The sequence below is a fragment of the Flavobacterium sp. genome, from assembly GCF_039916025.1.
Classification (GTDB): Bacteria; Bacteroidota; Bacteroidia; order Flavobacteriales; family Flavobacteriaceae; genus Flavobacterium.
In genome coordinates, this window is sequence record NZ_JBDSMB010000142.1 from 98,833 (window position 1) to 125,701 (window position 26,869).

The following is a 26,869-nucleotide window of genomic DNA, read 5'->3' on the forward strand; positions in this document are numbered from 1 at the left end:
CTTAATTTAATTCTGTAAAATAACGAAAATATTATGAATATTTTTTATAGCTAATTCTATATTTTGAGCTACCAGCGTTACCATCTTGAATTTATTGCTTGAAAAGCAATATTAGATTGATTCTAATTTTTGTAAACTAGTTTTTGCTATTACTCCTTCAACAAATGATTGCATTTCAGCGAGTCCTGCAGAGTCATTATTTCCTTTGTAATAACCATAGGAATAGCCGCTATTTTCTTCTTGTATGTAATAGAATTTTTTCTTCCAATTTATAAATATCCATGGTATGTCATCAGAACTATCGTGATATTGAACATCTTTATATTCTTTCTTTAATTCCAAGAATAAAGCATAAGAATACAGATTAGCATGGCGTCTCCAATTATCGGCTGGGCTCCTTGATAACGCAATTTTATTTTGTGCACTAGAGATTCTAAATTTATCACAATATTCTATAATTCCCTTATTTTTAATAAAAACTCGCTTCCAATCATTTTCTATGTAGTTATCGACAATCTTCTTTAAATCTTTCTCAATGCTATTCTGATGGATCGCATCGAGAAAATTTTTCAAAATATATTTTTTCTTTTTATCATCAAAGACTTTTCGCCAATTATCTGTTTTTTCTCGAAGATTTGAATTAAACGAGCAAAATGTTTTACAGTAATTTATAGGGACTAAATAATCTCCAAAAGCTAGTAACGAACGTTGAAACAAACAATCGTGATTTTCTTTGAATTTATTGCCAAACAGTAATGTCAATTTTTCAGAATAATTCTTAAATAATTCAATGTCAAAATTTTCGTCATTTTTTGAAAATTCTAGTATAAATCCGATTTGACCAGCAAAATAATAATGTGTTTCTGCACTATAAATTAATGATTGCCATTTTTTGTCATCAAGCAAAAGAATAGCCTTAGTTTTTTCTTCTTCACATTGCTTCTGTACAAAACCTTCTATTTTATTATTTGAATTTGAAAGGAATTCATATAAATCATCAATATTATTGCTTAATCTCTTAATTGAACGTATTGCTTTATAGAATGCATCGCCACCTTCTATTCGGGTATTATTAATAAGATTTGTACAAACTCTAATCCATTTCTCAAAAATGACATAATTAAGACTGTTCACATTTCCCTTTTTGATAAAAAATCGCATAACTGCATAAAATCTAAGCCGATCCCAATAATCAGGATCATCGTGAAGAAATAATTCAAAATATTTATTATCATCACTATATGAAGCTAGTGCATCTAGTACTTTCGATAAATCTTGTAAACAATTATTTTGTGAGTAAATAACAATATATTCATCAAATATATTGAAGTCGTCCTTGATTTTTTTATCGATATCTACACTTTCCGCTAGCAAGTTTAAGGATACATTTTTTAAAAAATTTAAGTATTTTTTATCAACCTCACCAATATTAATTTGCAATCTATCCTTTTCTAGTTTCCAGAATATATCTAGCCATTCGTTATCCAATTTTGATTTGTTTTCTATATCAAGGAGAATAGAAAAATTAGCCTTAAAATTTTCAAATTCTGTCAGCGGTTTACCTCTAGAATTCATTTTTACATATATTTTATCATCAAGCTTGAACTTTTCAAGTGGCAAAAAATGAAATTGAATAGGACTGCTTTCTCCAATTAGCTTTTGATATAAAATGTTATCTGGTTTAACAAATTTTCTTTGGATAACATCTAACATATTTAGCATTGAAGCTATTGTAGGATCATTTTCCCATGACAAAAAAAACCATTTCGAGTTTTTTATTTGCTCACTTAAAATTTTGCCCTCCGAAAAATGCATATCTTCTTTTACTAATTTCAGACAAAAATCTTCGCAACTTGGTCTTGTTTCATAAACAAATTTTGATAATGTATTTTTATCAAAGTCTGATAATTTGCCAATAGAAAGAAACCAATGTAATAAAAATAAGGTTGTTAATCTTTGCTGTCCATCCAAAGGAATTAGATGGTCATTTTCAATTTTGCCATATACGAAATGGAGATTTATTTTCTTTGCTTCAGAACTAGTCAATGAAACAAATAAATCATTAACAAGAGAAGTTGCAATTCTGATTTCTGATTTTCTTCCTTGAGCATAATCCCTTTGTATAGCTGGGATCTCTATACGATATTTGGAAATTAAATCCCAAAAACTATATTCTCTAGTATTCATCTTCTTTAATTTTTATGTATTTGTCGAGAACATGCTTCATTTCATTTAGATATGATAACATATCTTCTTTATCCCATTTTACATTTTGTTCAACGCTTTTCGAATAATATTTTAGAAAAACATTTTTGGTACAAATCGGAATAAAGGAGCCTTTTTCGTCCAGTTCTTTAATTAAGTCACGCTTGATAGGAAAGATATTATTATTTAAACAAGAGTTGTCTGGTGCAGTAAGCAGAGCTAGATTTTTTATTGAATGAACTGTTATTGCATCTGAATATTCTTTGAAAACATATTCCTGAACTGTGTCAAATTCATCCTGATCAATTTTTGTCATTGCTAATAATTGCTCAATTTTTAGCAATAGTTCACCCTCCTTATGATTCAAAAAATATTTTTTTTGCTCTGATAATAACTGCCTTTTTTGCTTATCTGTTTTTAAATCTTGTGATTGTTGCGCATGTATATGTTCTAAACTCCACTTTTCATTGGAAAATGTATCGAACGCAAAACGATTATATCTGGTATTCATTGTCGAAATGACATTAAATAATAACAATAATTCTTTTGCTTTTTTACTATCAAATTCATAACCAATTTGCTCCAAATCAATTTCATCAAAATGATTTTGAATAAGTCTTTGCAATTCCTTTTCTAATTCATCCTTTGGTTGGCTTTCGGTCAGAATTTTTATAGATTCTATATCTTTGTTGATCTGACGTAAAAATCCAATGATATGATAATAATTATTATTGTTGTACCACTCTACAAAGGTTCTATAATAAGTTTTGACCTCATCCCATAAAAAATCTCTTGTATTATTATATCTCTCATCAAATATCTCTTCGTTTTTAGATATCAATTCATTAAAAACATAAAAAGACCAACGTGTGTCAATGTTTTTATTTAATTCTAAATTTGTTCTGTGAATATATTTATCAGCAATTAATTCGAATATAAATTCTATATGATTTGTATATGATTTATTATGATTTATAAATTTCCAAAAATCGTTTTTTCTAAGTGTATTTTCAATGTCATCCCATTCATATCCTATCTTTAAATGATGTTTTTTCTTTTCCCTATCGTTTGCAGATTTTTCGGAAAGAAAAAAAATTGCTTTTATTAGTTCTGCATTAGTTAAATCAATTTTTCCTTGATTATATTTTGCAAACGCAATATTTGGTTTATCGCCTTCAGAACTTAATTCGTACCAAATGAAACGAACATTATTAGCTCTATCAAGTAATTCGTCAAAATCAGATTTTAGTAATGTATTGCAAAAATCACCTAGATTTATATCTTCATTTCCTAGCCATTCTTTGATAATTAGAAAAGCATCACTCATTCTAAAAAAATCAATATTTGTTTTATCTATTATATTTACTGAGGTAATATTTTCTAAAAACAGTTTACTGCTTAATTCTTCTTTTTCTCTTGTTTCGTATTCTAATGTAAAAAAATTTGTTGGCAGTTTTAAGAGTTTTAAAGCCTCTTTAATAGAAGACAGCAAAATGAAAATTGTAGTTAGTCTCTGTTGTCCATCAATAACTTCCCACTTATCATCTTCTCTCTTTAAGACAACAATTGGTTGAAGGCAATAAAATTCCCCAACTTTATTTTCTGTTTTTTTCTTAACCTCTTCTTGAAATTCATAGATGTCATCAAGTAAATCAATAATTTGCCTTTTTTCCCATCTGTATCCTCGCTGATATGAAGGTATGATAAAATGGTGCTTACCGTCTAAAAATTCGGCAATTGATTTTAAACGTGGGTTTATAAATTCACTTACTTCCATATTAAAATTCTTATCATTTTCTGGTTAATTGATACCAAACATAATGTTTTAATTATCTGTAAACAAATATTGTTTACCAAATCAGAACAACATTAAAGTTAAAATAATACCATAGTTGCATCTTTAATCGCTTCTTGTTCTTCCAGCTATCGTTATGGTATATGTTTTTTCTGAACTCTTTGAATTTGACACCAATATTAACGCCTAGTATAATAACTGGATTTCATATCACTTCATATTTTTGAACTATTAGGTTGGCTCAAAATATGAATTGCATTTAAGGAGTAGTATTCAATTCGGGAATAATTCTATGCGATTTGGGAATAAAAAAAGATGCCTATAAAATAGCATCTTTAAATTCATTGTGGTATTGTATAATTTAAAAGTCGAAAAACTCCTTTAATGAAATTCCAATCATATTGCTAAATCTCTTGATTGTATAAATAGTTATTCCTCTTTTATTTGTTTTGCTTTCCCATCTATTGATTATTTGTCTATCAATATCATTCTTTTTAGCAAATTCAGTTTGTGAAAGCCCAGTTTTGTTTCTTAGAAACTGTACTCTTTCAGCTATTTGGTTTTTTAATAAAATATCCTCTTTATCTAATTCTGCCATAGTGCAATTTTGGGATATTTTTAAAAATTATTGTAATCCATTTGGATTACAAATCTGTATTGTATATATTTGCGTTTAGTATTATATTTGCGATTCTTCATATAAAATATTTGAAGCATTCGCTTTGAATCTCGTTATCAAAAACTGGTAATTTTTAAACACACGAGATGATAAGTAAGATGCTCACGTCAAACGGCGTGGGCTCACTTATTCGTGTGTTGGGTATACCAGTACCTTGATAACGTTTAAGCTGAGTTCCGCGCTTTTTTTATGCCTATAACTCAACAAATTCTTAGCAAACTTCATACAGGCTCGCAAGTTTTTAACCTTTAAAAAAACTAAGCCTATGACATAACAACCAACTAAAAACCAAACAGCCAGGGCGGCGTTACCTAAATCTGGGGTTAGTTAGTTGCCGTTCTGGTTTTTTTACACAAAAAAAGGCCCTCTGCATCTTCTTGGCGGTTGAACAGAGGACCGGTAGACAAACAAAACTAATGTTTCATTTAACCAAACCAATATTATGAATAAAAATTCATTGTACAAGGCAATTAGGCTTTGTATTTACGCTGCAGCTCTTTTGCTCGTGACTTATGAAGGTTTCGCAATGATGCCTTCGGAAAGAAGGCAGAAGGCAATAGGCAATAGGCAAAAGTTAGTCACTTTACTAAAAGACCAATCAATACAACAATCCTTCGACTCCGCTCAGGACAGGCTAATTTCAGGAACTGTAACTGATGGAAATGGTGTACTTTCAGGTGTAACAGTTACTATAAAGGGGAAACCTGTTAGTACTATAACCAATGAAAAAGGACAATTTAGTATAGCTGCTCCTGAGGGGGATATTCTTGTCTTTTCGTTTATAGGATATAAGGAAGTGGCAGTCGCAGTTGACAGTCGTAGTGTAATTAATGTAACTATGCAGGAAGATGCTACGACCTTAAAAGAAGTAACAGTAAATGCAGGCTACTATAAAGTAAAAGACAAAGAACGCACCGGAAGCATTTCAAAAATTACTTCTAAGGAGATAGAAAACCAACCTGTAACCAACGTGCTTGCTGCTATGCAGGGACGCATGGCAGGAGTTAGTATTACCCAAACCAGTGGTGTGCCCGGTGGTGGATTTGAGATAAAGATTCGTGGGCAGAATAGCCTGCGAGCGGAAGGTAACAGTCCGCTTTATCTGATTGATGGTGTGCCGTATTCGTCAGAATCGATTGGTAATTCACGGACTACTGGTGTGTTGCCGACTCTTGCCAATCCGCTTAATAGAATTAACCCATCAGATATAGAGAGTGTGGAGGTTTTGAAAGACGCTGATGCCACGGCAATATATGGTTCGCGCGGTGCCAACGGCGTAGTGCTTATCACCACTAAGAAAGGAAAACAGGGTAAGACCAGGTTTACTGCCAATGTCAGCCAAGGCAGTGGCAAGGTAACTAAATTTATGAAACTGCTAAACACAGAGCAGTACCTCGCCATGCGTAATGAAGGCTATGCCAATGATGGAGTAGTCCCGGAGTCCTTTGCCTATGATGTAAACGGAACCTGGGACCCCAACCGATATACTGACTGGCAAAAGGAATTGATTGGCGGCACTGCAACCTATCGTAATGCTAATGCAAGCGTGAGTGGCGGAAGTTCTACCACACAGTTTTTAGTCAGCGGTACTTATCATGATGAGACGACTGTTTTTCCGGGTGACTATGGCTATAAACGGGGTGTGCTGCGAAGCAGTTTGAATCACAGGTCTGAAAACGGAAAGTTTGCTATGAACTTTTCGACAGCGTATACCGCACAGCAAAACAACCAATCGTCAACCGACCTCAGCAGCCTTGCACTTACTTTAGCACCTAATGCACCGGCACTATACAATGCCGATGGCAGCCTTAACTGGGAAGGCAGTACGTGGGCGAATCCTTTGGCGCTGCTGGAAGGTAGTTACCGCACCAAAACGCATGATTTTATTGCCAATTCCTTATTGAGCTATAGCCTAGTCCCGGGATTGGATTTGAAAACTAGTTTTGGCATTACTGACACCCGGCATGATGAGACCCAGACACAACCCTCGACCTTGTATGACCCTGCTTATCAGGCAGGACCTGAATATTCCTCCTTATATGTTACTAATAACAACCGAAGATCATGGATTGTAGAACCGCAGGTGAGCTGGTCGCATCAATGGAAGTATGGCAAAACCGAAGTGCTGGCCGGAGGAACATTTCAGCAACAAAAAAGCAATAACCTTTTGTTAGAAGCCGACGGTTTTGCCAGTAACAGCCTGATCTATAACATGGCATCTGCTTTTCATGTAACTACCCTGAAAGATCAACAGACGGATTATAAGTACCAGGCTTTTTTTGGAAGGCTGAACTATGCGCATAAGAACCGATACATAGTGAACCTGACGGGGAGGCGTGATGGGTCGAGTAGATTTGGCCCAGGAAGGCAGTTTGCCACTTTTGGAGCTGTTGGAGCGGCATGGCTTTTTAGCGATGAACCCTTTCTTAAAGACAAGAGCATTTTAAGTTTTGGAAAACTTCGCGGCAGTTATGGCAGTACCGGGAATGACCAAATTGGTGATTATCAATTTTTGGATACCTATTTGTCATCTGGCGTAAGCTATGCGGGTGTTATAGGCCTGCAGCCAACGCGGCTGTATAATCCGAATTTTGGCTGGGAGACTAATAAAAAGTTAGAGATAGCCCTTGAAACCGGTTTTATTAAAGACCGCATCTTTTTAACGCTGGGATGGTATAGCAACTGTTCTTCGAGCCAGCTGGTGGGAATTCCTATGCCTGCCACAACGGGTTTTTCATCGATACAAGGGAATCTTGATGCTACTGTGCAGAACCGCGGTGTTGAGGTTACATTGAGGACTGTCAACTTTCAGAAGCCAAATTTTAGCTGGATTACCAATTTCAATATCTCGGTAGCGAAAAACAAATTATTGTCATTTCCGGCTTTAGAAGGCTCTACCTACCGTAACCAGTTTGTGATTGGACAGGCATTGAATATTGTGAAGGTGTATCATTATACCGGACTTGACCCGCAAACGGGTGTTTTTACCTTTGAAGACAGCAACGGCGATGGCAACACTGATGCTTTAGACAAGCAGACCGTTGCCGATTTTAATCCTGCTTTTTTTGGTGGACTGAGTAATCAATTTACCTACAAGCGCTGGCAACTTGATTTCCTGCTGCAGTTTGTGAAACAGCAAAATTTTACCTCGGCTTCGATGGCAGGGCTGCCGGGAACCAGGGGAAATCAACCTGTAGAGGTACTTAATCACTGGCAGACTGCGGGCGATTCGACAGGCTTTCAGCTCTATACTGCAGGTTATAATGGTGCTGCTGTTGATGCTTTTTACAATTACCTTGAGAGCGATGCTGTGATAGGCGATGCTTCCTACGTGCGATTAAAAAATGTTTCACTCACTTATAAAGTACCTGAGAAATGGCTGTTTGGTGCCAGTTGCCGGGCGACTTTTGAAGCACAAAACCTTTTGACTTTTACCTCGTATAAAGGCCGTGACCCTGAATTTACGCTTAGTGGTTACCTACCGCCTTTGCGGGTAATCACAGCAGGATTGCAATTTACTTTTTAACTTAACTATTAATCAAATGAAAAATATAAAGATTTTTTTCTGTTTCCGCATGCTGATGGCTGTTGGAATGCTGATTCTAGCTACCGGTTGTGATTCGTTTGTGGAGGTGGATTTGCCTTCATCACAACTGAGCTCTGCCACTGTATTTGAAGAGCCTGCGACGGCCAATGCGGCTATGACCGATGTTTATGCGAAAATGCGCGATACCGGTTTACTGACCGGATATAGTTTTGGAATGCATGCCGCGCTGGGCGCTTATACTGATGAACTGGATTACTACGGTGCGACCGGAGGTACCTCATTTTTTTATACCAACACTTTGTTGCCTAATAATGGAGATTTAAGTTTTTGGTGGAGCAGCAGCTACAATCAGATTTACGCCGCCAATGCCGTTTATGAAGGCGTTGGCGCCTCTACCAAACTGTCTCAAAATGTTAAAGACCAATTGATGGGAGAGGCCTTATTTGTTAGAGCGATGCTGCATTTTTACCTGGTTAACCTCTATGGTGATGTGCCTTATGTAACCACTACAGACTATGAGCAAAACCAAATGGTACATAAATTGACTTCTGCCACCGTTTATACCAGAATCATTGCTGATCTTGAAATTGCTCAAACTTTATTGCCTACTAACTACATTGGCACAAACCGAGTGCGTCCTAATAGGTTTGTGGCGACCGCCTTACTGGCAAGAGTGTATCTGTACCATGGTGATTTTGATGCGGCAGCGAATGCGGCTTCGGCGGTATTGAATGAAACCGGGACTTATACTTTGGATGCCAATTTGGATACTGCCTTTTTGAAGGACAGTCCGAGTACCCTGTGGCAGTTTAGTCCTTCTTTTGATGGACAAAACACCAACGAGGGCAGTACTTATATTTTCCCGGCAGGACCGCCACCATTTGCTGCGCTGAGCAATGATTTGGTAAATGCCTTTGAAGCAGGGGATTTGCGAAAAAGCCATTGGTTACAACCCGTTACGGATGGCAGTACTACGTGGTATCATACCTATAAATACAAAGAGCCTACGGCTACAGGAACTACGATGGAATATTCGATAGTGCTGCGGCTCTCTGAGCAATATTTAATTCGGGCAGAGGCACGGGCGAAACAAGGTTTTTTGACAGGTGCTACAGCTGACCTTGATGTAATACGCAATCTTGCGGGTTTGCCCAATACCATGGCTGTGAGCCAGCAGGATATTCTTGCTGCGATACTGCAGGAACGCCGGGTGGAGTTTTTTACCGAAGGAGGTCATCGCTTTTTTGACCTGAAGCGTGCCCAGTTGTTGGACAGCGTATTGAGTCCGATTAAACCGGGATGGAACAGTACAGATGCTTTACTGCCATTACCGGAATCAGAACTGTTGCTAAACCCTAATTTATTACCTCAAAACCCCGGATATTGATGAAAAGGATTATAGTATTACTAATAATGACCTGCCCGATGTTTGGGCAGGTTTTAAAACAACCGGTTACGGAAGCGGATTATAAGCTTTGGGGTAGTATGGATAGCAACCAATTATCTGATTATGGCAATTGGGCCAGTTATTCCGTTCGTTATGAAAGCGGAAAGGATACCTTGTTTATAAGGCATACTAAAACCTTAAAGACCTATGCTTTTGCAGGAGGTTCTGATGGCTATTTTGGTAAGGAAGATTTTTTTGTATGCAGGGGAAAGGACGGAGGGGTAGTGTGGACAAACCTTAAAAACCGTAGCCAGCAAGTGCATTCAGAAATTAAAAACTATACCATTGCACAAGATGGGAGAATGTTGATCCTACTCAAAAATGGTGGTAGTGGTGGAGGAGATTTATTATTAATCGGAGCAGATGGTAAAAAGTTGCTGACGATACCCAAGGTAACACTGTATTCACTTAGTGTTGATTCTAATAAACTGGTATGTGACAGTGAAAGGAAACTGCAGCTGATTGACCTGAAACTTTTAAAAACAGATGCAATTGTTGATACGGTTGAGCAGGGATATCAACAATTTGCATGGCAAAGCGATGGGTCGTCGTTCGCCTATCTGACAGACGGAACCAGTAGCACTGTCGGCTATTTTAGTCTAAAGGAAAAGAAGCTTAGTACTTTTGACCGAAATCAATTCAGCAATTTTCCGAAAGATGCTGTATTGTATTGTACATCGGCTGCAGAACTATCCGTTTCCGAAGATGGTAAACGAATCTTCTTTGGGATAAAGGGGAAAGAATCGGTAGTGGAAACCAGCGGTGTACAGGTATGGAATACTGCAGACCAACTACTTTATCCTGCCAGAGCCGAGCTCAAGAATTGGAGTGTTCGACCTAAATTGGCAGTATGGTTTCCTGAGCAACAGCAGTTTAGTATGGTGACGGATGCACAATTTCCTTTTCAACAATTATTACCAAGACAGGTATTGGCATTGGTTTATAATCCGAATGGCTATGAGCCACAGTTTAACCGTGATGCCCCTATTGATTATTACCTGCAAGATATAGCGACGGGGCAGCGCCAACTCATTTTACAAAAATTTAGTGACGACCAAAATAAAATCAGCATTTCAGGTGCCGGTAGATTTATTGCTTATTACACCGAAATGCAGTGGTGGCTTTATGATATAAAGTTAGGCACCCGGCGCAACCTGACTTTAACTATGGGACAATCCTTTACAGAGGAAAAATATGACCGCTCGGGAGAAGAGAAAGTCTGCGGCATTGCAGGCTGGACTGCGGATGATAAAGAACTATTAGTTTATGACACGTATGATATCTGGCTTTTAAAAACAGATGGTAGTGGGGCAGTACGTTTGACAAAGGGTATAGAGGAAAAAGTAGTTTACCGGGTTGTGCCTAAAAAATCCTATACCTCAGTCCGTTTGGATAACGAACGGTTTTTAAATTTAGAAAACGGCTTGTTGCTTGAGGCTACAAGTGACACCAAAAGCGGTTACTTTAGTTGGACTGTGAAGAAGGGATTGCAACAAATTGTATTTGAAAATAATCGAATAGGAGCGATAAGGCGTTCTGTAAATGGTGTTTTCAGTTTCACAAGAGAACACTATCACCTGTCACCCCAACTACTGTTGCAACATAAAGGAAGCAGGGCTGAGGTGTTATACCAAAGCAATCAGCAGCAACGAAATTACAAATGGGGTTTCTCTAAATTGATAACTTATGAAAATTCAAAAGGGAAGTTACTACATGGTGCTCTTTTTTATCCTGCCGGATTTGATGCCGATAAAAGCTATCCTATGGTTGTATACATTTATGAAAGATTGTCGGATTTCTACAATCAATATTTTAATCCAAGCCTGTTCAATGATGAGGGGTTCAATATCAGCAATCTGACCGCGCAGGGTTACTTTGTATTGCTGCCCGATATTGCCTATACTGAAGGGGAAACTGGCCGCTCTGCTCTTGATTGCGTTACGGCTGCTGTTGATGTAGTGCTGGCAAACGAGTCTGTTGACCCAAAGCGCCTGGCACTTATTGGCCATTCGTTTGGCGGGTATGAAACGAATTTTATAATAACACAGAGCCATAAATTTGCGACCGCCATATCAGGTTCGGGCATGGCTGATATTACTAATAATTACCTAACGGTAGGTAATAGCAGGCCTAATGGCTGGCGGTATGAATTCAGTCAAAATCGCATGGGCGTTTCGCTCTTTGATGGCTATCAAAAGTATCTTGACAATTCTCCCATTACCTTTGCAAAGCAAGTACAAACGCCAATTTTGCTTTGGTCGGGAGATGCGGACAAGCAGGTGGACTATAGGCAAAGTATGGAATTTCACTTAGCGTTGCGAAGATTGCAGAAGCCTAACGTGTTGCTACTGTATGAAGGGGAGGATCACACGATTACGAAAAGGGACAATCAGATAGATTTGACACATCGGGTGCGGCAATGGTTAACATACTATTTAAAAGGTGGAACAAAGCCGGATTGGTTTACACCAGATAGACTATAAAAGAACAATGCAGTTCCTGATGGAACTGCATTGCTTTTTACTATGGGTGGTTGCGGTAAAGTTTTACCACACAATTCCCACTAGCATTCTTACCCCAGTATTGAACTCCGGAGGCTGTACAAAGTGGCCCTCCGTCATCAGCACACATAATGGAAGTGCTGCATTGTGTTCCTAATGGGTTTACTTGTATAAACCCCGGAATGTTGATGGTCTTTTTTGCATTGTTGCTCACGGTGAATGAGCTTAGTGCTCCAACCAGTCCCAAGGCAAGTACTGCCATTGGAATGAATTTACTGAATCTTTTCATGATTATTAAATTTAATGTTATTGATCTACTCTGTTTACAGGTTTTCGATCTTACTCCTGACAACCGGCGCCGGTTATAATTATTACCTAAAGTTTACTTTGTTTGTAATTGCTACTTTATTTAGTTTCTGAATACCGCTTTATTACCATATTGCTCAACTTGTAACTAACGAGATGCGTTCCGATTAATCCATAAAAGCGATTGCCTTGGACTGCAAATCGGCTTAACCTTTCCCCATCGATGTTGTACACATAGAAGCTGACCAAATAGCTGCGTTTTTTAAGGTCATATACATCGAGAATGCTTGCCTGCTTCCGCATTTTTTCATCCTCAAAATTGCCCATTAGTGCTGCGTTGACAAATAGAAGACCTTTGTAAACGCATGCATTTTTGTTTACAGTCAAAGGGGGTGCTGCCAATTTCCTTTCGTTCCGTGCTTTATTGTATGCGACTTTTATTTTTGCATGGCTGTTAGTGTCTATGGTGTTTCCACGATACAGTAAATTTAATTTTGGATCGGCAACTATATACTGATTGCGATAATAATATAGGTAGACAATTTGATTAGTATACGGGTCGTAATTTAGAATTCCGTCCGTATCAAAAATACCGTCAATTTGTTTTTGGAGTAATGCCGGATTAAGTTTTAGGAGGTTTGAACTATGAGAATACTCGCCCAGAACATTTTCGCCATTCGCTTTGTCTGTGCGGAATGCAGTTGAAACGGAATCTGTAAATACGGGGTTTGAAAACCGTGTACTAATTCCTTTTTGGTGTACTGCCTTCCAATCTCCTGTTTTACCTCTGAATAGTACAGGCACGGTGCCATCAGACGCAAAAAAGTACTTTGAATGAACCTGAATCTGTAGTGAACGGAAAGGGAAATCTAGCTTGTTTAGTTTAATAACGATTTCCTTTTTATTTTGTAGTGCCGAATCAGTCTCGGTGAGTAATAATGGTGCGGTTACATTTCCTAAATACACTTTTCCATTTACGGTTCCTGCAAAATAGTACGAATTGAAACCCAAGTCAATATCGTGCTCCTGGAAGAACTGCTCAGGAAGCCTTCGTACAAAATTGTTCCGATGCTGAATTATATCTTCGGACATGAGAAACAGGGCAACGATCAAGGCTATCCCGGAAGTAAAAAGAATAATTAAGAACCCGTAAACAAACCTTGTTGTTGATTGTAGTACTAGTGCTATTGCTGCAAGTACCACGAACAAGATATTAAAAATCAAATGCTGCGTCCAAGTCATTTTTTCTAAAATACCTCCGCAGGAACAGGGCGTAAACGAACTAAAATTCAGGATTATTACAATGTAGGCTGAAAACATTGTCATTAACACAAAGCTGCCATACAATCCCATCCATCGGGATTTAGCAGACATTAAGAGCAAAACCAAAATAAGTTCTACCCCTATAACTCCATAAGAAACAACACCTGCAAATGCACTTAACAAAGGGGATTGCCCGAGCTGGATTTGAAAATTTTGAAAGTCGAGTATTTTGCTTGCTGCGGCATAAGAGAATAAAAGAATATACTGTAAGCTGATAGTGTATGTAATGTTGTTTTTTAAATGTGGTGACGGTTTCATCTTTTTACTTTTGGTTCTGTAAAATTCTGAAAATGAATTTTTTAAATGATGACAATTCGGGAATTTAGATATTCAAAAGGGGGAAGGGGAAATTTACCTATTCGTTAGTACGGATTATTTCGCTTGGGCTACAGTTGTATTTCTTTTTAAAAGCTTTGGAGAAATTGTTATAGTCTTTGAAACCACATTTAAATGCAATCACTTTTAGTGGCATGATTGTTTTTTCAATTAAATAGTACGCTCGCTTTAGTCGTTCGTTGTTATAAAATTGATATATACTTGTATTTGAGATATTCCTAAAACCTTCCTTAAGGGTAAATTCATTTGTGCCAAACAATTTTGACAGTGCGTTTGAAGAGGGTAGAGGTTCCTCAAGATTATTTAAAATATAATTCTGGACTTTCTGAATGATTTCCATAATCGGCTCTTTATTTGCATTTGAGTTCGTAAATTCATGAAGTACAAATTCATTTAACTGCATTTTTTCTGCTGCCTCATTTAGCAAACCAGCTACTTCATCAAAGTATACATCTGTTCCATCCAACTCGATGCGAAAGGCTAAATTTCCCGTAGCCATTTCTAATAGCATGCGATATAGTGATTTTATACGATGTTGGTTTGAATAGTTATTCATAGTATATAAATTGGATGGGATTGACCAAAATTATATACTATGATTCAATGAAACTAAAAGTATGGTGTGTGATTCGGGAATTAAACACCCTAATTTTAGAGTTTTTTTCAATAAAAAAACATTGCAAGAAAGGCTGCAATGCTTTGAAATTTAGGAGGATTGTGCAATGCTTTTTGTCAAAGATTTTATATCCAGCTTTGATTTCAATATTTGCATGTCTTCACTTATTTTCTTATCTAAAACTCGGGCATATATCTGAGTAGATTTCCAACTTGTATGTCCAAGCATCTTACTTACGCTTTCCAAAGGAACACCATTAGAAAGTGTTACGGTAGTAGCAAACGTATGACGTGCTACATGGAATGTCAAATCTTTATTAATCTCACAAACATCCGCAATCTCTTTTAAATAACTGTTCATTCGTTGATTGCTTAGAATTGGCATGAGTACATTTTTATTGAGGCATTGCGGGTGGTCTTTGTATTTTTCAATTAGTTGTTCAACCACTGGTAACAATGGAATATTTGAAGGACCTTCCGTTTTTTGTCGTTTAGTAAAAATCCATTTTGAACCATCAATTCCAATAGCTATGTTATCAGTGGTTAAATTTCGAACGTCAATATAAGCTAAACCAGTAAAGCAGCTGAAAATGAACATATCTCTTACTAATATCAATCTCGGAATTGTGAATTTTTTATTGTAGATATTTTGTAGTTCGTCGTTGGTTAAATAGTCGCGATCAACCCGGGTGATTTTGCATTTGTATTTTTTGAAAGGGTCAATTTTAAGCCAGTCGTTATCCAAACATTCATTAATTACTTTTCGAAAATTCTTTACATATTTTACAGCAGTGTTATTTTTGCAATTGTGACTGGTGATGAGAAAGAATTCGAAATCTTTTAGTAAAGCAAAGTCTAAATCCTCAAGGGCAATATCGGATAGATTGCGTTTTGTATCAAGAAATTCTTTAATGTGGTTTAATGTAGTCTTGTACCTTTCGACAGTTCCTTGGGCAAATTCTCCTGATGGGACTAATGCCTGCAATCTATCATTATGCCCTTGAAAGATTGAAATTAGCATTCTTCGATTTTCGTCTTTCCCGGTTAATTTTTTTTTCATATTAACATAATTGACTACTTCGCGATCAAGTCTTAAATCCTTTTCAGCTTCTGAAACGTCATTTAATAGTATTTCAAGATGGCTATTTATTGAACGAGCTGCATCTGTCTTTCCTTTCATTTTTGTCGTTTCTACTGACCATAACTCTGGGTCAATGTATTTACCTGTGCTTTTTTCAATACGCTGCCCATCCACGGTGACGCGTTGAAAAATTGGAACTAGTCCTTTACTGTTGGGTTTTGCTCTTTTGATGTAAAAGAGATTGGTGATGGTTGCATTCATAATGGTGACCTTTTTTTGATAGTATTAATTTACATTAAGTATCAAAGCAAAACAAGAAGTTCATTTTCTGAACAGGTTGATTTTACTGGGGTTCACAGACAAGTAGGGGTACATAGTGCTTCAAAAGTCAGGTACCCCGAATTGTACCCCTTTGGCATTGCGAATTATTGATTGATTTTGATAGGATAGAAAAATAAAAACCCCGTAAAACCTATGTTTTGCGGGGTTTTGAGGTAATTTAAAAAGTTAATTGTGACCACGGTGGGATTTGAACCCACACGCCCTTACGAGCACCACCCCCTCAAGATGGCAAGTCTACCGTTTCTCCACGTGGCCTAAAACAAAAAAAGCCAAACAAAACTTGTTCGACTTTTTGTGACCCGACTGGGGCTCGAACCCAGGACCCCATCATTAAAAGTGATGTGCTCTACCAACTGAGCTATCGAGTCTTTTTCTTTTCTTGAATGCGGGTGCAAATATAAGGTGTTATTATTAATATTTCAAAGCAATTTTATTATAAATTTGCCTTTTTTTGACAAAGGGTGTTAACGGCTTAATTTATAAGGTTTTATTGTAATGAAGAAAGTTATTTTGATTGGTTATATGGCTGTTGGCAAGACAACAATTGCTCAGTTACTATCAGAAAAAATGAAAGTTAAATGCATAGACTTAGACAATTTGATTGAAGAAAAAACCAGTTTGAGCATTAGTGAACTCTTTAAACTCAAAGGGGAAATTTATTTTAGAAAAGTTGAACACGAAACTTTCAAAGAAATTATAACAAATGATGAAAGTTTAATCATTAGTACCGGTGGGGGAACACCTTGTTATGCTGATAATCACTTGTTTCTGAATGGTAAAAACATCACTTCGATTTATTTAAAAGGTTCAGTAACGGTTATTTTAGAGAGGCTTAAATCAGAAAAAATGAACCGACCACTTGTCGCTAATCAATCAGAAGAGGAATTAGAAGAATTTGTTGCCAAACACTTATTCGAAAGAAGTTATTTTTATAACCAAGCCACTTTTAAAGTCGATGTCGATAACAAAGATACTGAAGCTATCGTTCAGGAGATACTTGAACTATTAGACTAAATAAGCGTAATCATTTTTGTTTTCAAACACTACATGCACATGTTCTTTTATCGAAGTTGATAAAGAAATTCCTTTAAAATCAGCTTTCACAGGGAATTTTTTATGATTTCTATCCACTAAAACAACTGTTTTTATTTTTTTTACAGGCACTTCTAAAAAATGCTTAACACCATAAATCAATGTAGTACCTGAATGTAACACATCATCTACCACTACTATGTTTTTGTTTATGTAAATTTCCTTTGCAACAGAAGTAGTTATTTGTTTGAACGGATTTTGTTTGTCAATTTTAACCTCGCATAAGGTTACTTTTAAATCTGATATCTTTTTTAAAACAGCAGTTATTTTTTCTGCCAAAACATAACCATTGTTTGCTATGCCCGCTAAAATCACTTCATCTTCTTCAGCAAAAGTCTCATAAATTTGATAAGCAATCCTTTTGATTTTATGCTCTATTTCCAGATGGTTAAGAATTATATTTTGGCTCATTGTGATGTTTTTTCAAAGATAAAAAAATAGGATGTTTATTTTCAACAGCTGTATAACTTTTATATAATTTTTTATTCAGTTCCCAATTCAAGATCATCCAAATCCCGTCTGTCTTTTTTTGTTGGTCTTCCGGTTCCTGTTTTGCGATAATGCTCTTTGGAAAGTTTCAGCAACTCAAGATGGGCAAAAGTTTCCGGAGGTGTTTCATCTTTTCGATAGATGTCTACCAACTTTGCTCCAACGCGATTTTGTGGAATATCTAAAACAGTTATTAAATATGTAATCTGGTCTTTTCTAAAGGTGACTTTATCCATTGGAAAAACTTCTCTCGAAGCCTTTGCAACCTGGCCATTAACAGTGATTTGATTTTTTCTGCAGGCTTCTGTCACCATGTTTCTGGTCTTGTAATAGCGAACGCACCATAAATATTTATCTACTCTCATTTTTTTTCCAAAATCAACGTTAAATTGTTTACAAAAATAAATCAATATTGTATCTTGCGGGCTCAAAATTCAAACAATAATGAATAAATTTTTAAAAATTATTTTTCTTTTTTCTTTAGTCTTAACAGTTGTTTCCTGTTCTCATAGTGATAGTGGAAGTGAACCTCTACGTGATTTTACAACTCAACGGGATACTGATATGACTAATATTGAAACCTATTTGCATACGCATTATATGGAAGTAGTTAATAATCCGGGACAAACAGACGATCAGGATGTTATCTTTACTTTAATTCCGGCAGGTGGTACTCAAATTTCAATTTGGGATAATCAAGGTGTTTATCCGCTAAAAACAAGATATGTTCAGGTTAGACAAAACGAAGTTGATATTACGTATAAAATTTACTATATAGAATTGAGACAAGGCTCAGGTGCTAACAGCAAATCACCGTGTAATGCAGATAAAGTACTAACATCTTACAGAGGAGAATATATTTATAGCAGTACGGTAACTGAAGGAACTCCTCCGGTTTCGACTACAACAATAAAATCAGAAGAGTTTGAAGAATCAATTAACCCGGAAAACTATTTTAATTTAACGGGCGTTATTAGAGGCTGGAGCGAAATATTTCCACAATTCAAAACAGGAACTTACACAGGAAATCCTGATGGCACAACGTCTTATAATGATTTTGGTGCCGGAGTGATGTTTATTCCATCTGGTTTAGCTTATTTTGGAACTTCATCAGCCGGAATTCCTTCGTATTCACCACTTATATTTAGTTTCAAATTATATGAAATTCAAAGGATGGATCAGGATGGAGATGGAATTGATTCCTATCAGGAAGATTTGGGAACCTCAGTTGTAAATAGTGATGGCACAGTTATCAATACTCCTGGAATTCCTGATGGTTATGTATATACTTTACCGGAAGGTGTTTCAAATATTGATAATACCGATGAATTAAAAATTCCGATACCAGGAACAAATCCGGTAGAATATTATCCAACTGATGAGATTCCGGATTTCCTTGATGTAGATGATGATAATGATTACTTTACCACAGTCAGTGAAATCAAAAACCCTATAACAGGTGATGCTTATCCTTTTGCCGATATACCAACTTGTGGCGGCACAGGTAATGGCAAGAAAAATTATCTCGACCGAAGTTGTCACGGTCAACCATAAGTAATAAAAGCAATCCAAACCATAAAACAAAAAACCCTGTTCAGACCGAACGGGATTTTTTGTTTTAACAAGATTTCATACAAACTTTTTTTGTAGTTTTACTTACTCCCAAGTCTTTGATTTTTTCAATTGTTGTTTAATTTAAATGATTTCACTGTGAAAAAAGGCCAAAGATTACAAGCAAATTCGATCCTTCAACAATCAAAACCAAACAAAGAGCAACCTTTTTTATTTCTCTTTTATTATTGGCTTCTTTTTTAAATTTAGTTGTAGGCTGTTCCTACTACAAGGTAAAATCTACAGACGCCAATTCGATGTCTTCAAAAATTAAACCCGAAACACCAAAAGGACAAACGAAATATATTATAGTACACTTTGGAGATGAAAAACGGCATTTATCCAATGTAACGTTCAACGAAGATACCAAGGAAGTGTCCGGAACTTTACAGGAGTTTGATGAATCCCATAATTTATATCAACCAAAACCTGGCAAAACAGGCGGTAAATACAAAAAATCCAAATCAAATAAACCGGCTGAAGTGCATATTTATACAAACAAAGCGATAACCAATTCGATTGGCTCACAATTAACAATTCCTTATTCTGATATTTCAAAAGTAGAGTTATATGATAGCGATTCGGGCAGAGCAGTCATGTCGGTGGTTGGTATCACTTTGGGCGCTATAGTATTACTTACAATAATTATCCTGGCCACAAAAAGTTCCTGCCCATTTGTATATGTCGACGACGGAGAAACATATGCGTTCAATGGCGAAATATATCCCGGAGCCATACTTCCTAATCTGGAAAGAGACGATTATCTAAAACTAAATCGCCTCAAAGATTCAAACGGATTTTATAATTTAAAAATCACGAACGAACTCAAGGAAATTCAGAATACTGACTTAACCGAATTAATCGTGGTAAATCATCCTAAAAACTCTTTAGTGCTGATGGACCAAAAAGGAGAAATCTATACACTTCAAAATGAAAAGCAACCAATTAATGCGTATTGCAATGATTTTAAAGTATCGACAAAACCTTTTTTAACTGCAGATAAGGATTATTATTCTTTTAATACTTCTGAATCAATAAATAACCCAAATGAAGTTGTTTTAGAATTTGATAACACTCAAAAAAGCAACATTGGAAAACTTCACCTCAATTTAAAAAACACCTATTGGATGGATTATATGTATGGTAAGTTTAATGAACAGTTTGGTTCTTACTATAACACCTTTCATAAAAAACAACGTAAACTTCCAAAGGAAACCTGCGAGAAGTGGCGATCCAATCAATATATTCCTTTAGCTGTATATGTGAAAGAAAATAATGAATGGAAATTCATCGAAAACATAAATACCGTCGGACCTTTATCTGCCAGAGATATTGTTGTTCCCGTTTCACTTTCGGCTGGTGAAAAAGTCCAAATCAAATTAGTCAGCGGTTATATGTTCTGGGATTTGGATTATGCCGGAATGGATTTCTCCAAAAATGAAAGCATAAAAAAAACTACTTTAAAACCAACAACTGCTACAGACGAAAATGGGAAAGATGTAACTGCTCTTTTATTGGAAAAAGATAATAAATATCTTATTCAGCCTAGCATTGGCAATGAAGTAACATTAAACTTCGCTGCTGTAAAAGTCGGCCCAAATTCAAAACAAAGTTTTTTCTTTAAAACCAATGGCTACTATGAATACATCAGAGATTATAAAGGCATCCCGAATTTTGCGAAGCTAAAAACCTTCAGGGAAAAAGGCGCTTTAAATGCGTATTCGATTGAATTGTATAAAGATTTTGTTTCTGATTCTAAAAACCTGTCTCTAATAGCTTTAAAAGATGAATAGCAGCGAAACGATTATTGAAAATATCCCGTTAGAATTTCAGGAAAACATAGCTTTAACTGATGATGCTATTGTCCAAACGAGTGTCAGGAAGCAAAAAATGATAACAGGAATCCGGAAAGAAATTGTCCAGTTTCTTTACCGATTGACGATTGTTGGCATTGCTGTAAAAAGTTATAAAAATCCGTGGAATTGGATAGCTATTCCTTTAGCTTTAATCAAGAAAAGAAGAAGGAACATTGGTCAACACCGATTGTACAAGTTTGCCAACGTGGCTGGAAGATATTATTGGGGACTTTATACACCGGGATGGAATAGCATTTCATTTAGGAATTTTATTGCTTCCGAAATGAACAGAATCGTTCCGATTAAACAAAAGACAAATAGGTTTGTAAATACCTATGTGGCGATTACCAAAAAATGTTCTTTGCAGTGTGAACACTGCTATGAATGGGAAAACCTCAATAAAAAAGACGTGCTTTCAGCTGAACAATTAAATAAAATTATCGCCACACTTCAGGAGCAGGGCGTTAGCATAATTCATCTGACTGGTGGTGAACCGCTTCTTAAAGTGGATTTGATTACGACAATTCTCAACAATGCCAACAAGAGTACAGATTTTTGGGTTTTGACTTCTGGTTTAAAACTGACAGATGAAAATGCAAAGAAATTAAAAACGTCAGGTTTGAATGGCGTTATGGTAAGCCTCGATCATTATATTCCGGAAAAGCATAACGAATTCAGAGGATTTAAAGATGCTTATTATTGGGTTGAAAACGGAGTGCAAAATGCTATTAATAACGATTTGGTTACCGCGCTTTCTATTTGTGTAACCAAAGATTTTGTCAACTATGAAAATCTGATGTGTTATGCTGAATTGGCTCAAAAAATGGGTGTTTCTTTTATTCAGATTTTAGAACCACGAGCGGTTGGGCATTACAAAGATACCGATGTCGATTTGAGCGAAGAGCAACTGAAACTCTTAGATGATTTTTATATTGATATGAATTACAATCCAAAGAACAAAGATTTCCCATTGATAACGTATCACGGTTATCATCAAAGAAGAATGGGTTGCTATGGTTCGGGTAACAGAAGTATGTATGTAGATACCGATGGCGATTTGAATGCCTGTCCGTTTTGTCAAAAAAAATCAGGAAATATTTTAGATGAAAACCTTTCAGAATCTTTAGAAAATCTGCAGGGTTTAGGCTGTCAAAAATTCAAACAAAGTTTAGATTAAATGTTTTTAAACAACGACTATACATTACTCACAGGAATTCTACTATTCGTATTAAGATATTGTCTTTTTGCGGGAATTGCTTTTTTTGTTTTTTATGTCTGGAAAAAGAAAGAATACATTCATCTGAAATTAAACCAAAAGCAACCAGTAATCAGACAAATTAAAAGTGAATTGCTGTATTCTGCGACAACATTACTAATCTATAGTGTTTCTGTTTTGTTGTTGATTTATTGGTATCAAATGGGATATACAACGATTTATTCTAAAATAGAAACCTATGGTTATGGTTACTTTTTTCTAAGCATTTTGATGATGGTGGTTTTGCACGATGCTTATTTTTACTGGTCCCATAAATTAATGCATCAGTTGCCATTTTTATTTCGTTTTCACAAAATCCATCATTTTTCGCATAATCCAAATCCGTGGAGTGCCTTTTCGTTCCATCCAATAGAAGCCATAATTTCTCTTGGCATTATACCAATAATCATTTTTATAATTCCGGTTCATCCCTATGCACTGTTTGTGTTTTCAACATTTATGACCTTGTACAACGTTTATATTCACTTGGGTTATAAACTAAATTTCCTGTTTCTGGGAAGCCTGACGCAAAATACAGCAGAAAATCACGACTTGCATCACAGAGTAAGTAAATACAATTATGGATTGTATTTTTCTTTTTGGGACCGAATCATGAAAACCTATAAATAAAAAATCCCGCTCAATTTGAACGGGATTTTTTTGATATATAATTGAAAATTATTTTCTCTTGATTACTCTTTCTACAGCTTCTACAATCGCCTGATTGTTCAGCTTGTATTTTTCCATCAATTGCTCCGGAGTTCCGCTTTCGCCAAAACTATCGTTAACCGCAACAAACTCTTGTGGTTTTGGATTATTCAAAGCTAAAACTCTGGCAACGCTTTCGCCTAAACCGCCCAAGAAATTGTGTTCTTCCGCTGTAACTACACAACCTGTTTTTGAAACCGATTTCAAAATAGCCGCATCATCCAAAGGTTTGATTGTATGAATATTGATAACTTCAGCAGAAATACCTTTAGCTTCCAATGCTTCTGCAGCAATTAATGCTTCCCAAACCAAATGCCCGGTAGCAATAATCGTAACATCAGTTCCTTCGTTAAGCATAATCGCTTTTCCAATTACAAATGGTTCATCAGCAGGAGTGAAGTTAGCCACAACCGGACGACCAAAACGCAAATACGCCGGACCGTGATGATCTGCTAAAGCAATTGTTGCTGCTTTGGTTTGATTATAATCACAAGTATTGATTACAGTCATTCCAGGTAACATTTTCATCAAACCGATATCTTCCAATATTTGGTGTGTTGCTCCATCTTCTCCCAAAGTCAATCCGGCATGCGAAGCACAAATCTTCACATTTTTATCAGAATATGCTACTGATTGACGGATTTGATCATAAACTCTTCCGGTAGAAAAGTTAGCAAATGTTCCTGTGAATGGAATCTTTCCACCAATAGTTAAACCAGCTGCAATTCCAATCATGTTAGCTTCTGCAATCCCAATCTGGAAAAAACGCTCCGGATGGTTTTTCTTGAAATCGTCAAATTTTAATGAACCAATCAAGTCGGCGCAAAGTGCAACAACGTTTTCATTTTTTTGTCCAAGTTCTGTCATTCCTGCTCCGAAACCCGAACGTGTATCTTTACTTCCTGTGTTTGTATATTTTTTCATCTTCTTAATAGTCTTGTTCTCCTCCAACATTATAGTTTTGTGCCAATCCGATTGCTAATTGCTCATCATTTGGGGCTTTTCCATGCCAGGCATGAGTATGCATCATAAAGTCAACGCCATGTCCCATAATCGTATGCAACAATACACAAACTGGTTTTCCTTTTCCGGTTCTGCTTTTTGCTTCAGTCATTCCTTTGATGATCGCTTCAATGTCGTTACCTTCTTTGATTTCCATAACATCCCAGTCAAAAGCTTCAAATTTAGCTTTGATACTTCCCATTGGTAATACATCATCCGTAGCACCGTCAATTTGTTGCCCGTTTAAATCAATTGTAGCAATTAAATTGTCTACTTTTTTGGCAGAAGCATACATAATTGCTTCCCAGTTTTGACCTTCCTGTAACTCACCATCACCATGAAGTGAATAGATTAAATGATTGTCGTTGTTTAGTTTTTTAGCCTGCGCCGCACCAATAGCAACCGACATTCCCTGACCCAAAGAACCTGAAGCTATGCGTACGCCGGGCAATCCTTCATGTGTTGTTGGATGTCCCTGCAAACGCGTATTAAGTTTTCTGAACGTTGCTAATTCTGCAATTGGGAAATAGCCACTACGTGCCAAAACGCTATAGAATACTGGCGAAATGTGACCGTTAGACAAGAAGAATAAATCTTCTCCAATACCGTCCATATTGAACCCCGGTTTTCTATCCAATAGCTGTTGATAGAGTACTGTGAAAAATTCTGTACAGCCAAGTGAACCACCAGGATGACCTGAGTTTACAGCATGTACCATTCGAAGAATGTCTCTTCGGACTTGTGTTGAAAAATCTTGTAAATGTTGTGTGTTTGACATTTTTTGCAGTTAAAATTAAATGTCGTCAAAAGTAATTCTAATTTTCACGAATGGCAAAAGTTTTGTAAATTAGTTATTAAGTGGTTATCAATAAAATACATTCCGATTGAAATTATATAAGATTAGCATAATATTCTGTAATTTATCCTGAAAAAAGGCTACTAACTTGGTATCTCAAAAATCTACCATTATGAAAAAGGCAAAATCCATTTATTATTTAGACGATGATTTCGATGACTTAGGCTTCTTTAAAGAGATTGCAGAAGAATTGGGACACAATGTAAAAGTATTTTCCGACGGAAGGAAAATGCTGTTGGTTTTGGAAATTCAAGCCGAGAAACCCGATGTTATTTTCCTGGACATCCACATGCCAGTGCTAAACGGAGAGGAAATTTTGGAAATAATAAAAAAATCCGATGACTTAAAACACATACCCGTTGTGATGGTTTCAGGAGCTTATCCTAAAAAATTATTGGCATATTGCGCTGATATGGGCGTTACTTGTTTGGTAAAAAGACACAATTTTGTTGAGTTTAAGCAGAATATTGCAGATGTATTGAAAGGATTGAAGTTAGTAGGCAGCTAATTTTCAAATTGGAAATTTATATTTAAAACCTGAATCCTTTCAGTCAAATCTTTATGTTAAATAAATTCCTAATTCCTAATTCCTAAATCCTAATTCTTTTATCTTTGCCGACTGATTAAAAGATATAATGAAATTCGATTTACTTGCAAAAGACCCCAATTCAAAAGCGCGTGCCGGAAGTATCACTACTGATCACGGTATAATTGAAACCCCAATATTCATGCCTGTTGGTACAGTTGCTTCTGTAAAAGGAGTACACCAGCGCGAATTAAAAGAAGAAATTAACCCTGATATTATTCTTGGAAATACGTATCATTTATACCTGCGTCCGCAAACAGCTATTTTAGAACAGGCTGGTGGCTTACATAAATTCATGAATTGGGATAGAAATATCCTGACCGATTCTGGTGGTTACCAGGTTTATTCGCTTTCGGCTAATAGAAAAATTAAAGAAGAAGGCGTAAAGTTCAAATCGCATATTGATGGTTCTTATCACTTTTTTACCCCTGAAAATGTAATGGAAATTCAGCGCACCATCGGTGCTGATATCATTATGGCTTTCGACGAATGCACGCCTTATCCATGTGATTATCGCTATGCACAAAAATCAATGAAAATGACGCATCGTTGGTTGGACAGATGTATCAGTCATTTGGGAAAAGTGCCAACAAAATATGGTTTCGACCAGACTTTCTTTCCAATAGTTCAGGGAAGTACATATAAAGATTTGCGTCAGCAATCTGCCGAATACATTGCTAATGCAGGACAACAGGGAAATGCTATTGGTGGACTTTCGGTTGGTGAACCGGCAGAAGAAATGTACGCTATGACCGAAGTTGTTTGTGATATTCTACCGGAAGATAAACCACGTTATTTGATGGGCGTTGGAACTCCAATAAACATTTTGGAAAACATTGCGTTGGGAATTGATATGTTCGACTGCGTGATGCCAACACGTAATGCACGTAACGGAATGTTATTCACAGCAAACGGAACTATCAATATCAAAAACAAAAAATGGGAAGCCGATTTTTCGCCTCTTGACGAAATGGGATATACCTTTGTTGATACTGAATATACGAAAGCCTATTTGCGACATCTTTTTGCTGCCAATGAATATCTGGGGAAACAAATTGCCACAATACACAATTTAGGTTTCTATATGTGGTTGGTTCGTGAAGCAAGAAAACATATCTTAGCGGGAGATTTCAGAACATGGAAAGATATGATGGTAAAAAATATGAGCCAACGACTATAGGTTATTCGTGCATTTGTGGATTCGGTTATTTGAAAATTACATCAAAAATGACCGCAT

Annotated in this window: 21 protein-coding genes and 2 tRNA genes; 10 read left to right on the top strand and 13 right to left on the bottom strand. The window is 36.3% G+C overall.

What is annotated here, in order from left to right; genetic code table 11:
- Positions 1-111 precede the first annotated feature (111 nt).
- The 3 genes from ABIQ27_RS10735 to ABIQ27_RS10745 all read right to left on the bottom strand — a co-directional run bounded on the left by ABIQ27_RS10735 (position 112) and on the right by ABIQ27_RS10745 (position 4,598).
- Positions 112-2,187: a DUF262 domain-containing protein gene (locus tag ABIQ27_RS10735; protein ID WP_348033896.1), complete on the bottom strand. Its 2,076-nt coding sequence runs from the start codon at positions 2,185-2,187 to the stop codon at positions 112-114.
- The gene (locus ABIQ27_RS10740) at positions 2,177-3,982 is read right to left on the bottom strand and encodes a DUF262 domain-containing protein (RefSeq protein ID WP_348033897.1); all 1,806 of its coding nucleotides are present in this window, start codon (positions 3,980-3,982) and stop codon (positions 2,177-2,179) included. Before ABIQ27_RS10740 ends, ABIQ27_RS10735 begins: the two co-directional genes overlap by 11 nt.
- A 379-nt stretch (positions 3,983-4,361) precedes the next feature.
- Entirely contained in the window at positions 4,362-4,598 is a 237-nt protein-coding gene (locus tag ABIQ27_RS10745) for a helix-turn-helix transcriptional regulator (protein ID WP_348033898.1), read from the bottom strand.
- 523 nt (positions 4,599-5,121) lie between these two features.
- Between ABIQ27_RS10745 and ABIQ27_RS10750 the strand changes: the two genes are divergently transcribed.
- The 3 genes from ABIQ27_RS10750 to ABIQ27_RS10760 are packed head-to-tail and all read left to right on the top strand — an operon-like array spanning position 5,122 to position 12,156.
- Entirely contained in the window at positions 5,122-8,205 is a 3,084-nt protein-coding gene (locus ABIQ27_RS10750) for a SusC/RagA family TonB-linked outer membrane protein (protein WP_348033899.1), read from the top strand.
- Between the two features lie 16 nt (positions 8,206-8,221).
- Complete coding sequence (locus ABIQ27_RS10755; RefSeq protein WP_348033900.1) at positions 8,222-9,613, top strand: RagB/SusD family nutrient uptake outer membrane protein; 1,392 nt, start codon at positions 8,222-8,224, stop codon at positions 9,611-9,613.
- Positions 9,613-12,156, top strand: coding sequence for a prolyl oligopeptidase family serine peptidase (locus ABIQ27_RS10760; protein WP_348033901.1), 2,544 nt, complete (start codon positions 9,613-9,615; stop codon positions 12,154-12,156). The genes ABIQ27_RS10755 and ABIQ27_RS10760 overlap by 1 nt, the downstream gene beginning before the upstream one ends.
- A 40-nt stretch (positions 12,157-12,196) precedes the next feature.
- Here ABIQ27_RS10760 and ABIQ27_RS10765 read toward each other — a convergent pair whose 3' ends face one another.
- The 6 genes from ABIQ27_RS10765 to ABIQ27_RS10790 form a co-directional block, all read right to left on the bottom strand.
- A complete protein-coding gene (locus tag ABIQ27_RS10765) occupies positions 12,197-12,463 on the bottom strand; it encodes a hypothetical protein (RefSeq protein ID WP_348033902.1) in 267 nt (88 codons plus the stop codon).
- A 116-nt stretch (positions 12,464-12,579) separates the two neighbouring features.
- Positions 12,580-14,061: a MauE/DoxX family redox-associated membrane protein gene (locus ABIQ27_RS10770; RefSeq protein ID WP_348033903.1), complete on the bottom strand. Its 1,482-nt coding sequence runs from the start codon at positions 14,059-14,061 to the stop codon at positions 12,580-12,582.
- A 97-nt stretch (positions 14,062-14,158) separates the two neighbouring features.
- A complete protein-coding gene (locus tag ABIQ27_RS10775) occupies positions 14,159-14,695 on the bottom strand; it encodes an AraC family transcriptional regulator (RefSeq protein WP_348033904.1) in 537 nt (178 codons plus the stop codon).
- 150 nt (positions 14,696-14,845) lie between these two features.
- Positions 14,846-16,096 (bottom strand): site-specific integrase, encoded by a 1,251-nt coding sequence (locus tag ABIQ27_RS10780; protein ID WP_348033905.1) that lies wholly within the window; start codon positions 16,094-16,096, stop codon positions 14,846-14,848.
- Between the two features lie 253 nt (positions 16,097-16,349).
- Positions 16,350-16,432 (bottom strand) — tRNA-Leu (locus ABIQ27_RS10785).
- Between the two features lie 40 nt (positions 16,433-16,472).
- Positions 16,473-16,545: transfer RNA gene (locus tag ABIQ27_RS10790), tRNA-Lys, on the bottom strand.
- A 127-nt stretch (positions 16,546-16,672) separates the two neighbouring features.
- Here ABIQ27_RS10790 and ABIQ27_RS10795 point away from each other — a divergent pair.
- Complete coding sequence (locus ABIQ27_RS10795) at positions 16,673-17,191, top strand: shikimate kinase (RefSeq protein ID WP_348033906.1); 519 nt, start codon at positions 16,673-16,675, stop codon at positions 17,189-17,191.
- Here the strand turns inward: ABIQ27_RS10795 and ABIQ27_RS10800 are convergent.
- Positions 17,183-17,680, bottom strand: a complete 498-nt coding sequence (locus ABIQ27_RS10800; RefSeq protein ID WP_348033907.1) for a phosphoribosyltransferase family protein — start codon at positions 17,678-17,680, stop codon at positions 17,183-17,185. The genes ABIQ27_RS10795 and ABIQ27_RS10800 overlap by 9 nt on opposite strands.
- Positions 17,681-17,751: 71 nt before the next feature.
- Positions 17,752-18,123, bottom strand: coding sequence for a S4 domain-containing protein (locus ABIQ27_RS10805; protein WP_348033908.1), 372 nt, complete (start codon positions 18,121-18,123; stop codon positions 17,752-17,754).
- Positions 18,124-18,202: 79 nt separating this feature from the next.
- Between ABIQ27_RS10805 and ABIQ27_RS10810 the strand changes: the two genes are divergently transcribed.
- The 4 genes from ABIQ27_RS10810 to ABIQ27_RS10825 all read left to right on the top strand — a co-directional run bounded on the left by ABIQ27_RS10810 (position 18,203) and on the right by ABIQ27_RS10825 (position 23,110).
- Positions 18,203-19,312 carry an FKBP-type peptidylprolyl isomerase gene (locus tag ABIQ27_RS10810; RefSeq protein ID WP_348033909.1) on the top strand — a complete coding sequence of 370 codons (1,110 nt, stop codon included), beginning with the start codon at positions 18,203-18,205 and terminating at the stop codon, positions 19,310-19,312.
- A 314-nt stretch (positions 19,313-19,626) separates the two neighbouring features.
- Entirely contained in the window at positions 19,627-21,162 is a 1,536-nt protein-coding gene (locus ABIQ27_RS10815; protein WP_348033910.1) for a hypothetical protein, read from the top strand.
- Positions 21,155-22,402: a radical SAM protein gene (locus ABIQ27_RS10820; RefSeq protein ID WP_348033911.1), complete on the top strand. Its 1,248-nt coding sequence runs from the start codon at positions 21,155-21,157 to the stop codon at positions 22,400-22,402. Before ABIQ27_RS10815 ends, ABIQ27_RS10820 begins: the two co-directional genes overlap by 8 nt.
- Positions 22,403-23,110, top strand: a complete 708-nt coding sequence (locus tag ABIQ27_RS10825; protein WP_348033912.1) for a sterol desaturase family protein — start codon at positions 22,403-22,405, stop codon at positions 23,108-23,110. It abuts the gene before it with no gap.
- Positions 23,111-23,158: 48 nt separating this feature from the next.
- Here the strand turns inward: ABIQ27_RS10825 and ABIQ27_RS10830 are convergent, their stop codons facing one another.
- Entirely contained in the window at positions 23,159-24,112 is a 954-nt protein-coding gene (locus tag ABIQ27_RS10830) for a transketolase C-terminal domain-containing protein (RefSeq protein WP_348033913.1), read from the bottom strand.
- Positions 24,113-24,116: 4 nt separating this feature from the next.
- Positions 24,117-24,968 carry a transketolase gene (locus tag ABIQ27_RS10835; RefSeq protein ID WP_348033914.1) on the bottom strand — a complete coding sequence of 284 codons (852 nt, stop codon included), beginning with the start codon at positions 24,966-24,968 and terminating at the stop codon, positions 24,117-24,119.
- A 190-nt stretch (positions 24,969-25,158) separates the two neighbouring features.
- Between ABIQ27_RS10835 and ABIQ27_RS10840 the strand changes: the two genes are divergently transcribed.
- Both ABIQ27_RS10840 and tgt read left to right on the top strand, forming a co-directional pair.
- A complete protein-coding gene (locus ABIQ27_RS10840) occupies positions 25,159-25,554 on the top strand; it encodes a response regulator (RefSeq protein WP_348033915.1) in 396 nt (131 codons plus the stop codon).
- A 127-nt stretch (positions 25,555-25,681) separates the two neighbouring features.
- Positions 25,682-26,812 carry a tRNA guanosine(34) transglycosylase Tgt gene (gene tgt, locus ABIQ27_RS10845; protein WP_348033916.1) on the top strand — a complete coding sequence of 377 codons (1,131 nt, stop codon included), beginning with the start codon at positions 25,682-25,684 and terminating at the stop codon, positions 26,810-26,812.
- Positions 26,813-26,869 lie beyond the last annotated feature (57 nt).